The sequence below is a fragment of the Streptomyces sp. NPDC107546 genome (assembly GCF_055639175.1).
This window is the reverse complement of sequence record NZ_JBVKBA010000008.1, coordinates 207574-221473: the sequence shown is the minus strand read 5'-3', so window position 1 is coordinate 221473 and position 13900 is coordinate 207574. Positions and strand designations below refer to the sequence as shown.

The following is a 13900-nucleotide window of genomic DNA, read 5'->3' as shown; positions in this document are numbered from 1 at the left end:
CTCCCTCCCTCGCTCGTCGGTCCACTGCTTTTTCTGAGTTGTCTGCACCCTACGCATGTTCGGCAAACCGTTTCATGCGCCCGTCACATCGGTGCCATATACAAGAGTGGTGAAGGTCAGGGTTCGCGCCACTGGACGAGCCGTCCCGCCTCCCCGCGCACGCCGCGTTCACCTGCGAGGAAACGGCTGACCAGAGGCGCGGGGCGGCCCGCGCGAGGTGCCGGAGGCGTCGCGGACCGGTCAGGGAAGAGAGCCGTACGGTCACGATCGGTGAATTGGGCCGTTGCGGGGTCGTCCGGATTCGTCTCGTGCAGCCTCGTACGGCGCCCGTACGGGAGTACGGAGCCGCCCGGCGCGGTGAGGGCGCCGGGCGGCTCGTTGGTCCTGGGAGTGCTCCGGGTGTCCTCCCGGAGCACCACGGGCGGGGTTACTGCGGGGTCATGCGCTGCACGATGTCCGGGTGCCGCTGGACCCACGCGGCCACGGCGGCCTCCTCATGGCCCTGGCCGCGGTTCTTGATCTCGCTCTCCAGGCTGCCCAGCTCCGCCTCGCTCATCCTGAAGTTCCTGATCCACTTGGTGAGCTGCGGATACCGGTCCGGGAACGCCCGGGAGGCGATGGTGCGGATCGTGTTGCCCTCGCCGAACAGTTTCCTGTCGTCCGCGAGCTTGGTGAGCTTGTACTCGCTGTACGCCCAGTGCGGCGACCACAGGACGACGGCGACCGGCTTCTTCTGCTCGTAGGCGCGCTTGAGCTCGGCTAGCATCGCGGGCGTGGAACCGTCGACGACCTGGTACTCCTTGTCCAGCCCGTAGCCGGGCAGCACCTTCGTCTTGAGCAGGTTCATCTCCCCGGTGCCGGGCTCGATGCCGATGATCTTCCCGCCGAAGGTGCTCGCCTTGCCCTTGAGGTCCTCCAGGGACTTCACGTCCTTGACGTAGGAGGGCACGGCGATCTCCAGGGAGGTCGGCTGGTACCAGGTGCCCAGATCCGTGAGCCTGTCCTTCGTCTTGTCCCAGTAGTTCTTCTGGGCGTACGGCAGCCAGGCGTCGAAGTTGAGGTCGAGGTCGCCGCCCGCCAGTCCCGTGTAGACGGGGCCGACGTCCATCTGCTTCAGGTCGAGCCGGTAGCCGCGCCGCTCAAGGACGTTCTTCCACAGGTAGGTGACGGCGACGTCCTCGTCCCAGGGGAACCAGGCGACGTTCAGCGGGCGCTTCGCCTCGGCCGGGCTGCCGGCCGCGGACTTCTGCACCGGGGCGAGCTTGTCGACGACGCCCGGGTTGTTCTTCAGCCAGGCCTGCACGGCGTCCTGCTGCCTGCCCTTGCCGGCCTTGTTGATGTCGGCTTCCAGGCTGGTGAGCTGCTTCTCGTCCATCCTGAAGTTCTTCAGCCAGGTCCCGACGACCGGGTTGTCCTGGGCGAAGCCCTTGCGGGCGAGCGTGTGCACCGAGTCGCCCTTGCCCCAGGCGCCCCTGGGGTCCTTGAGCTTCTTCAGCGCGTAGTCGTTGTACGCCCAGTGCGGCGACCAGAGCGTGACGACGATCGGCTTCTTCTGCTCGTAGGCGCGCTTGAGCTCGGCGAGCATCGCGGGCGTGGAACTGTCGACGACCTGGTACTCCTTGTCCAGGCCGTACTTCTTGAGGACGGTGCTCTTGAGCAGGCCCATCTCGCCGGCGCTGGACTCGATGCCGGTGATCTTCCCGCCGAAGGTGGCCGCCTTGCCCTTGAGGTCCTCCAGCGAGTCGACGCCCTTCATATAGGAGGGCACGGTCAGCTCCAGCGACGTGGGGCCGTACCAGGAGCCCAGGTCGTCGAGCCGGCTGCCGTACTTCTTCCAGTACTGCTGGTGCGTGGTGGGCAGCCAGGAGTCGGTCTCGAAGTCGATGTCGCCCTGCGCGAGCGAGGTGTAGAGCGGACCGGCGTCGAACTGTTTGACGTCGACCTGGAAGCCGCGCCGCTCCAGGACCTCCTTCCACAGGAACGTGGAGGCGACGCCCTCGTCCCAGGGGATGTAGCCGATGGTGATCTTCTTGCCCTGGCCGACGTTCTGCGCGTCGGCCGCGGTGGCGGACTTGCCGCCGCCCGCGAAGACGCCCGTGCCGCCGGCGACCAGCGCGAGCACGACCACGCCGATCACGGCCACGGCGGGCCGGGGCCGGTAGGACCAGATCTTCAGGCCGTGCGCGGCGCGCAGCCGGGCGGCGGCGCGGCGGCCCAGCGGGGAGACCTGGGTGCCGAGGGCGCTGGTCATACGGTCCAGGTAGATCGCCAGGATGACGATGGCGACACCGGCCTCGGAGCCGAGGCCCACGTCGAGCTGGCCGATGGCCTCGTTGACGTCGCCGCCGAGCCCGCCGGTGCCGACCATGCCGGCGATGGCCGCCATGGACAGACCCAGCATGATCACCTGGTTGACGCCGGCCATGACGGTCGGCAGGGCGAGCGGCAGCTGGACGCGCAGCAGCGTGTCACGCGGAGTGGTCCCGAACGCCTCCGCGGCCTCCACCAGCTCCCTGTCGACCTGGCGGATGCCCAGCTCGGTCATGCGGACGCCGGGCGCGAGGGCGAAGATCAGGGTGGCCACGATGCCGGCGGGGGCACCGGTGCCGAAGAACAGGATCGCCGGGATGAGGTAGATCATCGCGGGCAGCGTCTGCATGAAGTCGAGCACCGGCCGCACAAGGCCGCCGACCCGGCTGGAGCGGGCCGCCCAGATGCCGACGGGCACGGAGACGACGAGCGCGATCAGCGTCGCCACGAGGACGAGCGACAGGGTCACCATCGCGTCGTCCCACAGCTGAAGGGAGTCGATGAAGGCGAAACCGGCGAAGGCGAGCACACCGGCGGCCGTGCCGCGCAGCCAGAACGCGATCACGGCGAAGATGCCCGCGAGCAGCAGCGGCTCGGGTGCCTGCAGGACGGCGTTGATGCCGTCGAAGGCGCCCAGGAAGACGGTCTTGCAGAAGTCGAACAGCCACGCCATGTGGTGCAGCAGCCAGTCGACCAGGGAGTTGACCCAGTCGCCGAACGGGATCCTAGGCACGGGCGGCCACCTTCCCGCCGTGGGCGTCGCGCCGGTTGTCGCAGGGGGCGGGGCCGGCGGCCTCGTTGCCCATGAAGCCCACCAGCCGCTCCCGCGGTACGACACCGATGAGCCGGTTGCCCTCGTCGACCACGCCGACGGGATGGGAGAGCCGGGCGCTGATCGCGCACAGCTCGGCGAACGGCGTGTCGGGGGTCGCGGTCTCGCAGCCGCAGCCCGGGTCGTCGCCGGTGACCGTGGTGTCCATGACCGCGCCGGCGGTGAGCACCCGGGACCGGTCGACGTCCTGGGTGAAGGAGGCGACGTAGTCGTCGGCGGGCCGGACCAGGATGTCCTCGGCGGTGCCGATCTGCACGATGCGGCCGTCCCGCATCACGGCGATGCGGTCGCCCAGGCGCATGGCCTCGTTGAGGTCGTGGGTGATGAAGACGATGGTCTTCTTCAGCTTCTGCTGCAGTTGCAGCAGCTGGTCCTGCATGTCGCGGCGGATCAGCGGGTCGAGCGCGCTGAACGACTCGTCCATCAGCAGCAGGTCGGCGTCCGTGGCGAGCGCCCGGGCCAGGCCCACGCGCTGCTGCATACCGCCCGACAGCTCGTCGGGCCAGGACTTCTCCCAGCCGGCCAGGCCACACAGGGCGAGCGCCTCGTCGGCGCGCTTCAGGCGCTCGGCGCGGGGCACGCCCTGCACTTCCAGGCCGTAGGCGGCGTTCTCGCGGACGCTGCGGTGCGGGAAGAGCGCGAAGTGCTGGAAGACCATGCTGATCTTCCGTGCGCGGACCTCGCGCAGCTCACGGGGACCGAGGGCGGTGAGGTCCTGACCGTCGAAGCGCACGTGTCCGGCGGTGGGCTCGAGCAGACCGTTGAGCATGCGCAGCAGCGTGGACTTGCCGGATCCGGACAGGCCCATGACGACGAAGATCTGGCCGGGCTCCACCGTGAAGGACGCGTCGATCACAGCCGCGGTGGCCCCGTCGGCGCGTAGTTCCTCACGGTCGGCCCCCTGCCGGAGCCGTTCCACCGCCCGATCCGGTCGTCTGCCGAACACCTTGTACAGGTGCTCGGTCTCAAGCCTGGAAGACACAGGTACCTCTCGTCTCGAAGCCTCCGAGCCGCTGCAAACGTTGAAACTGCAACTGGCATCGCTTCGAGGCGCCCCTGCCCCCGGTCGCCAAGGCCAAACGCAGGGGTGGCCCAGTTCACAAGGCGTTTACTTCTGCCACGCATGTGCACGCCACACCCACGGACGGGGCACTGTCGGCGCCGTACGGCATGATGCGGAACGTGACGCAGAGAACTCGACGGCTCATGCTCCTCGACACCGCCTCGCTGTACTTCCGCGCCTACTACGGCGTGCCGGAGTCCGTGAAGGCCCCCGACGGCACGCCCGTGAACGCCGTGCGCGGGCTGCTCGACTTCATCGACCGCCTGGTGAAGGACCACCGCCCCGACGGCCTGGTGGCCTGCATGGACGCGGACTGGCGCCCGCACTGGCGGGTGGAGCTGATCCCCTCCTACAAGGCGCACCGCGTGGCCGAGGCCCACGAGGCGGGACCGGACGTGGAGGAGGTACCGGACACGCTGACCCCGCAGGTGCCGGTGATCGAGGAGGTCCTGGACGCGCTGGGCATCGCACGCGTCGGCGTCGCGGGGTACGAGGCGGACGATGTGATCGGCACCTTCACGGCGCGCGCCAAGGGTCCGGTCGACATCGTCACCGGTGACCGCGACCTGTACCAGCTGGTCGACGACGCGCGCGGGGTGCGGGTGCTGTACCCGGTCAAGGGCGTCGGCACGTTGCAGCTCACCGACGAGGCGGCACTGCGCGAGAAGTACGGCGTGGACGGGCGGGGCTACGCGGACCTGGCGCTGCTGCGGGGCGATCCCAGCGACGGGCTGCCGGGCGTGGCGGGCATCGGCGAGAAGACGGCCGCGAAGCTGCTCGCCGAGTTCGGCGACCTGGCCGGGATCATGGCCGCGGTCGACGACCCGGCGTCGAAGCTCACACCGGCCCAGCGCAAGCGGCTCGCCGAGGCAGGCCCGTATGTCGCAGTCGCGCCCTCGGTCGTCCGGGTCGCCGAGGACGTACCGCTGCCGGAGGTCGACACGGCGCTGCCGCGCACGCCGCGCGACCCGGCCGCACTGGACGCCCTACAGGCCCGCTGGGGTCTGGGCGGCTCACTGCGCCGCCTGCTCACCACGCTCGGGGCGTGACGGTTCCGGGAGGAAGTGTCATCCCGTTCTCGGGGGAGAGTCGGGAAAGAGGTGTTGACTGGCAGGAGATGCTAACTTAGGTGAACCTAACTCAGGGAACCGGGAGGCCGTCATGGCAGAGCGCCCCGCAGGCAAGGCGCGCAGGGCCCACACCGCGCAGGTCGTCCGCACGCAGCGGCTGACCCCGCACATGCAGCGGGTGGTGCTCGGCGGTGAGGGGCTCGCCGGCTTCGCGGCGGGCGGCTGCACCGACCACTACGTGAAGCTGCTCTTCCCCCCTGCCGAGGGCGTCGCCTATCCGGAACCCTTCGATCTGCAGCGCATCCGCGAGGAGTTGCCGCGCGAGCAGTGGCCCGTGACCCGGACCTACACCGTGCGTGCCTGGGATCCGGAGCACCGCGAGCTGACCCTGGACTTCGTGATCCACGGCGACGAGGGGCTCGCCGGACCGTGGGCGTTGCGGGTGCAGCCGGGCGAGAGCGTGCGGTTCATGGGGCCGGGCGGCGCCTACGCCCCGGACGCGAGCGCCGACTGGCATCTGCTCGCCGGTGACGAGAGCGCGCTGCCCGCGATCGCGGCGGCCCTGGAGGCGTTGCCGGACGGCGCCCGGGCGCACGCGTTCGTGGAGGTCACCGGCCCCGAGGAGGAGCAGAAGATCGACTCCGACGTGGAGGTGGTCTGGTTGCACCGTGGGGACCGGCCGGTCGGCGAGGCGCTGATCGAGACCGTTCGGGCGCTTGAGTTCCCCGAGGGCCGGGTGCACGCGTTCGTGCACGGCGAGGCCGGTTTCGTGAAGGAACTGCGCCGGCTGCTGCGCGTCGAGCGCCGGATTGCGCGCGAGGACCTCTCCATCTCCGGCTACTGGCGCCTCGGGCACAACGAGGACGGCTGGCAGGCGTCCAAGCGGGAGTGGAACGCGCGTATAGAGGCGGAGCAGGAGGGCGCGTCCGCCGCATAGGGCACCGCGGCCGGCCACCCAGGGCGGCGGCACTCCGGGGATGCCCGGGGTGCCGCCGCCTTGTCGTGCGGTGCTCTCGCGAGGGCGTGAGGACTTGGGTCCGACCCCGACACCCCGGCGTGACGCCGGTGAAACAGGTGCTCCCTACGTTCGGTCGCCCGACAGCAATTTCTGTCGCTCGACAGGAACTCTCGCGCGCAGTGCGAAAGCAGGTTGCCGCCATGACGAGCACCGCCCCCGCCGACGTCCGCCCCGACCCTCCGGGCCCCGAGGGAGCCGCCGATCTGGCGCGCTTCGGCTACCGCCAGGAACTGCACCGCAGCCTGGGCCGGTACGCCTCCTTCGCGGCCGGGTTCTCCTTCATCTCCGTCCTGACGACCGTCTTCCAGTTCTTCGCGTTCGGGTACGCGTTCGGCGGGCCCGTCTTCTTCTGGACCTGGCCGGTGGTGATGGCGGGCCAGGTGCTGGTGGCCGCGTGCTTCGCCGAGCTCGCCGCCCGTTATCCGATCTCCGGCGCCATTTACCAGTGGTCCTCGCGCCTGTCGAACGCCGGCTTCGGCTGGTTCGCCGGCTGGATCATGGTCATCGGGCAGATGGTCGTGGTCGCCGCGGCGGCGCTGGCGCTGCAGATGGTGATGCCGCCGTTGTGGTCGGGCTTCCAGCTGGTGGGCGGCGACCCGTCACCCACCTCGCCCACGGGCGCGGCGAACGCGGCGGTCCTCGGGGTCATCCTGCTGGTGCTCACCACGCTCGTGAACGTCGTCGACAACCGGGTGATGTCCGCGGTCAACCGCATCGGGGTCACCGCCGAGATCATCGGCGCCTGCCTGATCGTCGTGCTGCTGCTCACCCATTCCCGGCGCTCCCCCGGCATCACCTTCCACACCGGCTCCGGCTCGGGCGGGCTGTTCGGGGCGCTGCTCGTCGGGTCGTTCACGGCGGCGTACGTGATGATCGGGTTCGACAGCGCCGGTGAGATGAGCGAGGAGACCCACAACCCGCGCCGCACCGCGCCGCGCACCATCCTGACCGCGCTCGGCGCGGCGGGCCTGCTCGGCGGGCTCATCGTCCTCGGCGGCATTCTCGCCGCCCCGAGCCTGACGGACGGCCGGCTCGGCACCGACGGTCTAAGCTATGTCCTGACCAGCAGCCTCGGCGACGGGGTGGGCCGGGTGCTGCTCGCCGACGTGGTGGTGGCGATCGCGGTGGCGACGCTGGCGATCCAGACGGCGGCCTGCCGGATGCTGTTCTCGATGGCCCGCGACGGCCGGCTGCCGTTCGCGCGGCGGCTCGCACGGGTCAACCCTCGCACGGGCATGCCGAGCGCGCCCGCCCTGGTGGTCGGCGTCCTCGCCGCCGCCCTCCTGCTGCTCAACTTCGCCTCGCCGGACGCCTTCCTGGCGATCGGCACCACCTGCATCGTGATGCTGTACCTGGCCTACGCGATGGTGACGGGCCCTCTGCTGCTCCGACGCCTGCGCGGCGGCTTCCCGGCCGGCGGCACGGACGAGGTGGGCGCCCCGCTGTTCTCGCTGGGCCGCTGGGGCATCCCGGTCAACGCCCTCGCCCTCCTCTACGGCCTCCTGATGACCGTCAACCTGGCCTGGCCCCGAGCCGCCGTGTACGACCCCACGGGCGGACACTGGTACTTCCGGTGGTTCACGCTGCTGTTCCTCACGGTGACGGTCGCAGTCGGCGCCGCCTACCGGGTCTACCGGAGGCAGACCCCCGCTTCTGCCCCCGTACCGGAGGCGGCGGTGCAGGAGGCGACCGCCTAGGCTTTCGCGCCCCGCTCCGGCCGCCTCGTACGCTGGAGCCCCATGAGCCGCCGACCCCGTACCCCGCCCTCTCCCCTGCCGCAGCGCAGCGGGGTCGATCCGGTGCGGGTGCGGTTGCCGTTCGACGGGGGATGGGCCACCGTGCGGGAGCATCTCGTGGCGCGGCTCGCGGCCGGGGACGGGGTGATCGACGGGATGCTCGAGGCGGGGCTGGTCGTCGGGGCGGACGGGCGGCCCGTCGCCCCGGACGCGGCGTATGTGCCGGGCATGTACGTGTGGTTCCACCGTGCGTTGCCCGACGAGCCGCGGGTGCCGTATCCCGTCGACGTGGTGTACCGGGACGAGCACATCGTCGTCGCCGACAAGCCGCACTTCCTGGCCACCACGCCGCGCGGCAGCCATGTCGCCGAGACCGCGCTCGCCCGGCTCCGGCGCGACCTGGGCATCCCGGCGCTGACCGCCGCGCACCGGCTGGACCGGCTCACCGCCGGGTTGGTGCTGTTCACCGTGCGGCCCGAGGAGCGCGGCACCTATCAGTCGCTGTTCCGGGACCGGCGCGTCACCAAGGAGTACGAGGCCGTCGCCCCGTACGACCCCGAGGCCGCCCTGCCCCGCACCGTGCGCAGCCGGATCGTGAAGGAGCGCGGGGTGATGACGGCCCGGGAGGTGCCGGGCGAGCCCAACGCGGTCAGCCGGATCGAGCCGCTGGAGCACCGCGCCGGGCTCGGACGCTACCGGCTGCTGCCGTACACCGGGCAGACCCATCAGCTGCGCGTGCACATGAACGCGCTGGGCCTGCCGATCCTCGGGGACCCGCTGTACCCGGTGGTGGCCGACCCCGTGCCGGCCGGTGACTTCCGGCGCCCGCTGCAACTGCTGGCGCGGGTGCTGGAGTTCACCGATCCGGTCACGGGGCGCGCGCACCGCTTCGTCAGCGAGCGGGTGCTCAAGGCCTGGTCGGCGTACGAGGCGTGGGAGGGGTAGCGGCTCAGCGGCCCAGCCACCGTCGCAGCATCCGGCGCCACAGCCCGGGCCGGGGCCGCGGCTCGGCGGCCGGTTCCGAGGGCGTCGGCACGGCGGCAGGCGGCGGGAGCGGAGCCGGCAGCGGCTCCGGGGCGGCAGTGGCGCTCCCGGCGGCGGAGGCCGTCGTGATCTCCCAGTCGCTGCGCTGCGCGGGCGCCGGCCGCAGCGACGGCTGCTGCGTCACGTCCTGCGGCGGCTTCGGCTGGAACCGCACCGGCAGCTGCACCAGGTGCCGTGACGCGATGGACGCGGTCCAACGCAACTCGTCCTCGCCGCAGTCGAGTTCGAGGTCGGGCAACCGCGTCAGCAGGGCGTCGATGCCGGTGTCGGCGATGGCACGCCCGATGTCCTGGCCGGGGCACTCGTGCGGGCCGCCGCCGAAGGCGAGGTGGGAGCGGTTGCCCTGCATGTTGGCCGAGAGGTCGGGCCGCACCCGGGGATCCACGTTGCCGGGTGCGATGGCGAAGAGGAGTCCGTCGCCCTTGCGGATGCGCTGCCCGCCCAGTTCCGTGTCCTGCTTGGCGAAGTAGCCGAGGATGCTGCTGAACGGCGGCTCGTCCCACAGGGACTGCTCGACCGCCTCGGGCACCGTCATCTGCCCGCCCCTGAGCTGCGCCCGGAACCGCGGATCGGTGAGGATCATCCGCAGCACGTTGGCGAGGAGGTTGGCGGTGGCCTCGTAGGCGGCGATCAGGACCACCCGCAGGTGCTCCCTGATCTCGTCGTCGGTGAGCCGGGCGGGGTGGTTGATGAGGTGGGTGGTGAAGTCGTCGTCGGGATCGGTCCGGCGGCGGGCGACGAGCCGGCCGAGGGCGTCCACGATGTACTGGTTGCTGGCGATCGCGGTCTCGGTGCCCTTGAGCATGTCGCGGGCGGCGTGCACGATCCGGTCGTTGTACTCCTCGCCCATGCCGAGCACCTCGCACATCACCGCCATCGGGAGGTGGTCGGCGAACTGGCCGACGAGGTCGGCCCGGCCCTGTTCGCAGAAGCGGTTGACGAGGTACTGCGTCGCGCGGTTGATGAACCGGCGCAGGCCCCGGTAGTCGATGGTCGACATGGCGCCGGTGACCGCCCCGCGCAGCCGCAGGTGCTCGTCGCCCTCGGCGTGCGAGCAGATGGGCTGCCAGGCGAAGTGCGGCGTCAGCGGGTGGTCGGGCTTGACCTCGCCGCTCACCAGCGGAGCCCAGATGCGGCTGTCACGGGTGAAGTGCGCGGGGCTGCGCACCATGTGCAGGTTCTCCGCGTGCCCCAGCACCACCCAGATCGGCACGTCGTCGTGGAGCAGCGCGGGCGCCACGGGGCCGTGTTCGGCACGGAGTTTCTCGTACAGGGCTCCCAGGTCCTCCGCCTCGGGACCGTAGAGCCGGCGCACGCCGCCGGGGCCGAGGCCGTGGGCCGGACAGCCGGGCGGCGGGACGGCCGGGGAGGCGTCCGTGCCGGTGTGGTCGCTGCCGGTGTGGTCGCTTCCGGTGAGGGAGGGGGATTCAGGCGTCACGATGGTCGCTCCGGAACGTCAGGTCGAACCTGTGTCTAGGGGTGGGGATTCGGGATGGGTATGGGAATGTGCACGAAACACGGGGACGGCAACGCGGGCGCTCTCAGGCGGTCGCGATCGCCTTCACTACGGGGGCACGAGCACTTCACGCGGGGGCACGAGCGCCATTACCCGGGGGCACGAGCGCCATTACGCGGGGGCACGAGCGCCATTACGCAGGGGCGGGGCCCTCACACGGGGGCGCGGCGCATCGCCAGGGAGTGCAGGAAGCGCATCAGCGTCATCAGGACCTCACGGCTGGAGGCCCGGCGCCGGGCGTCACACTCCGTGATCGGGATTTCGGCGGGCAGATCGAGTGCCCCGCGCAGCTCCTCGATGGGGTGACGAGGCGCGTCCGGAAAGGAGTTGACGGCGACCACGAAGGGCACGCCGCGCTCCTCCAGCCGGCCGATGACGTCGAAGCTGACCTCGAGGCGGCGGGTGTCGAGCAGGACGACGGCTCCGAGCGCGCCCTCGAACAGGCCGTTCCACAGGAACCAGAAGCGTTCCTGGCCCGGGGTGCCGAACAGGTACAGCACCAGCTGCTCGGTGATGCTGATCCGGCCGAAGTCCATGGCCACGGTGGTGGCCGTCTTGCTGTCGGAGCCGTAGTTGTCGTCGACTCCGATGCCCGCCTGGGTCATGGTCTCCTCGGTCGTCAGCGGCCTGATCTCGCTGACGGAACCGACCATGGTGGTCTTGCCGACCCCGAACCCGCCCACGATGACGATCTTGACCGCGGCCTGCGTGGTGTGCGGCAGGTGATCCTCGGGGGACGGTCCCGGGACGGTGTCAGAGCTTTTGAAGTCCATGCATCACCGCTTCGAGGAGAGAACGGTCGGGCACCGCCTGCCGGACGATCGGGGCGCGTGCCTGAACCAGTTCGGCCGCCAGCAGGTCGGTGATCAGCATGGTCACCACACTGAACGGCAGACTGAGGTAGGCCGAGATCTCGGCCACGGACAGGGGGGCCTGGCAGAGCCGGAGCAGCGCCGACTGCTCCGGCGTGGCGGCGGGCGGCGGGTCGGCGCTGGTCACGATCAGGGTGACCAGGTCGATGGGGGCCCGTTCGCCCCCGTCGGCCGCGCCGGCGAGGATGTACAGCCGCTCGGGCTGCTTCCCCTCGCCTTCCGCCGCGCCGCCTTCGGTGACAGGCTCCGGGGGAGGCTGTTCCTGGGGATGGCGCCGGCGCCGTTGCGGAGGAGTCATACGGTCTGCCCGGTCCGTCGCGGCGGACTCGTCAGGTGGTCGCCGATACGGATGACGAGATCGCGCATGCGGTTGCTCATCAGGCCGGCTTCGGCCACCACGTCGGAGAGCACCGCCAGGTAGGCGTTCGGACCGGCCTCCATCATGTAGAAGTAGCCGCCGTCGATCTCGATGATGACCATGCGCATCCGGCCGTCGCTGTCCGGCATCTCGGCCGCGACCGCCCCGGCCAGGCTCTGCAGTCCGGCGCAGGCCGCGGCGACGCGGTCGGCGGCGTCCGGGTCGCCGCCGTAGCGGGCGATGCGCAGTCCGTCGGCGGAGAGCACCACGATCTGGTGGATGCCCGGCACGCCGTCGGCGAGTTCCTTCAGCAACCAGTCCAGGTTGCCTCGCTGCTGGATCACTTCGGGTCCCCCTCGTCGTCGGCCTGGGCAGCGGCCGGCTCGTCGGTGCTGGTGGTTGCGTGCGCGTCGTCGTCCGGTGGCCCGCAGGAGAAGGCGTTCGGGTCCGGGTCGGCCTTGAGCCCGGCGAAGAACGCCTCCACCCACATGCCGGGCGGCGGCTCGTCCTTCTTCTTGCGTTCGCGCTCCGGCCTGACGGGCGCGTGGCTCCTGGCCTGGATGGCCTGGGCGGCGGCTTCCGCGGCGGCCGCCTCGGCGATCTGCTGGCTCAGCGGGATCTTCACCCTGCTGCGGCGCTGCGGCAGGCCGCCCGCCGTCCACTCGGTGACCACGGGGACGTCGTCCTCCAGGGACAGCCGCTCCCTGACCCGAGGCCCGGTGGTGGGGCGGCGGGGCTTGTCCTTGCGCTTGGGCCCCTCCACGCCGTCGTTGTCCAGGGTCGGAATGGAGGTGATGCCGACGCCGTGGGCCTGCCCGGGGGCGGGGTCGGTGGTCGTCATGTCGTTCGGGACGACGAGGATCGCGCGGACGCCGCCGTAGGCCGATTTCCGCAGCGAGACCTCCATGTTGAACATCGACGACAGGCGCCCGACGACGGCCAGGCCCAGGCGGGGGGCCTCACCGAGCTGCTGGACGTCCACGCCGGCCTGGGCCTCGGCGAGCATCCTCTCGACCTTGGCGCGGTTCTCGCCGCTCAGGCTGACTCCGCCGTCCTCGATCTCGACGCAGACACCGGTCTGCACCTCGGTGGCGGTGACGTGCACCTTGGTGTTGGGCGGCGAGTACCGCGTGGCGTTGTCGAGGAGTTCGGCGGCGGCGTGGATGATCGGCTCGACCGACTCGCCCCTGATGTTCACCTTGGCGATGGAGTGCAGCTCGATGCGGCGGTACTCCAGGATGCGGCTCATCGCGCCGCGCAGACAGCTGTACAGCGGCACGGGCTGGGGCCACTTGCGGCCCGGACGGCCGCCGCCGATGACGGCGATGGAGTCGGCGAGGCGGCCGATGAGCGCGTTGCCGTGGTCGAGGCGCAGCAGGTCGTCGAAGACCTCGGGGGTCAGGCCGTGGTCCTCCTCCATCTCCCGCAGTTCGTTGGCCTGCTGGTGGACGATGGCCTGGACGCGGCGGGCGATGTGGACGAAGGCACGCAGGGCGGAGTCGCGCCGCGCGATCTCACGATCGATGACCTGCAGCACGGTTTTCAGCAACCGGCGCTGCGCGTCGGGGATCCCGCGGAACTCCGGGGTGCCGTCGACGAGCTGGGTGAGCACCTGTCCGGGCGAGATGGCTTCGCGCAGCTTGGCGACCGCCCTGGGCACGATCTCGGTGCGCAGGTAGTCGAGGTCGTCGTTCTGGGAGGCGATCCGCCGTTCCAGAAAGGCGGTGCGCTGCGCACACTCGGCGCGCAGCGCACGCAAGGCGCGCTCACGGTGGACCGCCACGGCAGCGACGGCGGTCACCAGGACCGTGGCGATGGCCCCGCACCAGCCGACGGCGGTCCGGGCCGGCCCGGTGAGCACGGCGACCGCGGCCCCCGTCGCCGCGCACATCAGTATGAACGGCGCCAACAGCACGCGTGCGTAGGGAAGTTCACGGCCACCAGGAGGCGATTGAACACTCACCATGTATGCCCTCTGAGACTGAATCGGCTGGATCGGGGGGTGCTTGCGGGAAAAGACGGGTAGGTACCGGATCGAAACGGGGTGACAACTGGATCTTCGGTATGTTTGGGAACAGGCG

The 13900-nt window shown here is 70.9% G+C and carries 11 protein-coding genes; 4 read left to right on the top strand and 7 right to left on the bottom strand.

Features of this window, described 5'->3' with window-relative positions:
• Positions 1-427: 427 nt before the first annotated feature.
• On the bottom strand, positions 428-3043 hold the full coding sequence (locus ACZ7L1_RS14710) for an ABC transporter permease/substrate binding protein (protein ID WP_471437244.1): 2616 nt from the start codon (positions 3041-3043) through the stop codon (positions 428-430).
• Positions 3036-4124, bottom strand: a complete 1089-nt coding sequence (locus ACZ7L1_RS14705) for a quaternary amine ABC transporter ATP-binding protein (RefSeq protein ID WP_471437243.1) — start codon at positions 4122-4124, stop codon at positions 3036-3038. Before ACZ7L1_RS14705 ends, ACZ7L1_RS14710 begins: the two co-directional genes overlap by 8 nt.
• A gap of 191 nt (positions 4125-4315) precedes the next feature.
• On the opposite strand from ACZ7L1_RS14705, the gene ACZ7L1_RS14700 reads away from it, so the two are divergent.
• From ACZ7L1_RS14700 to ACZ7L1_RS14685, 4 genes are all read left to right on the top strand, one after another.
• On the top strand, positions 4316-5254 hold the full coding sequence (locus ACZ7L1_RS14700; RefSeq protein WP_471437408.1) for a 5'-3' exonuclease: 939 nt from the start codon (positions 4316-4318) through the stop codon (positions 5252-5254).
• A 112-nt stretch (positions 5255-5366) separates the two neighbouring features.
• Positions 5367-6212: a siderophore-interacting protein gene (locus ACZ7L1_RS14695; protein ID WP_471437241.1), complete on the top strand. Its 846-nt coding sequence runs from the start codon at positions 5367-5369 to the stop codon at positions 6210-6212.
• A 221-nt stretch (positions 6213-6433) separates the two neighbouring features.
• Positions 6434-7990: an amino acid permease gene (locus tag ACZ7L1_RS14690; RefSeq protein WP_471437239.1), complete on the top strand. Its 1557-nt coding sequence runs from the start codon at positions 6434-6436 to the stop codon at positions 7988-7990.
• 42 nt (positions 7991-8032) lie between these two features.
• Complete coding sequence (locus ACZ7L1_RS14685) at positions 8033-8974, top strand: RluA family pseudouridine synthase (protein WP_471437238.1); 942 nt, start codon at positions 8033-8035, stop codon at positions 8972-8974.
• A 4-nt stretch (positions 8975-8978) separates the two neighbouring features.
• Here ACZ7L1_RS14685 and ACZ7L1_RS14680 read toward each other — a convergent pair whose 3' ends face one another.
• The 5 genes from ACZ7L1_RS14680 to ACZ7L1_RS14660 form a co-directional block, all read right to left on the bottom strand.
• Positions 8979-10511 carry a cytochrome P450 gene (locus tag ACZ7L1_RS14680; RefSeq protein WP_471437236.1) on the bottom strand — a complete coding sequence of 511 codons (1533 nt, stop codon included), beginning with the start codon at positions 10509-10511 and terminating at the stop codon, positions 8979-8981.
• A gap of 230 nt (positions 10512-10741) precedes the next feature.
• The gene (locus ACZ7L1_RS14675; RefSeq protein ID WP_471437234.1) at positions 10742-11362 is read right to left on the bottom strand and encodes a GTP-binding protein; all 621 of its coding nucleotides are present in this window, start codon (positions 11360-11362) and stop codon (positions 10742-10744) included.
• On the bottom strand, positions 11343-11759 hold the full coding sequence (locus ACZ7L1_RS14670; RefSeq protein WP_471437232.1) for a DUF742 domain-containing protein: 417 nt from the start codon (positions 11757-11759) through the stop codon (positions 11343-11345). Before ACZ7L1_RS14670 ends, ACZ7L1_RS14675 begins: the two co-directional genes overlap by 20 nt.
• Positions 11756-12163, bottom strand: coding sequence for a roadblock/LC7 domain-containing protein (locus tag ACZ7L1_RS14665; protein WP_388999019.1), 408 nt, complete (start codon positions 12161-12163; stop codon positions 11756-11758). Before ACZ7L1_RS14665 ends, ACZ7L1_RS14670 begins: the two co-directional genes overlap by 4 nt.
• Positions 12160-13785: a sensor histidine kinase gene (locus ACZ7L1_RS14660; RefSeq protein WP_471437230.1), complete on the bottom strand. Its 1626-nt coding sequence runs from the start codon at positions 13783-13785 to the stop codon at positions 12160-12162. The genes ACZ7L1_RS14665 and ACZ7L1_RS14660 overlap by 4 nt, the downstream gene beginning before the upstream one ends.
• Positions 13786-13900: the final 115 nt, after the last annotated feature.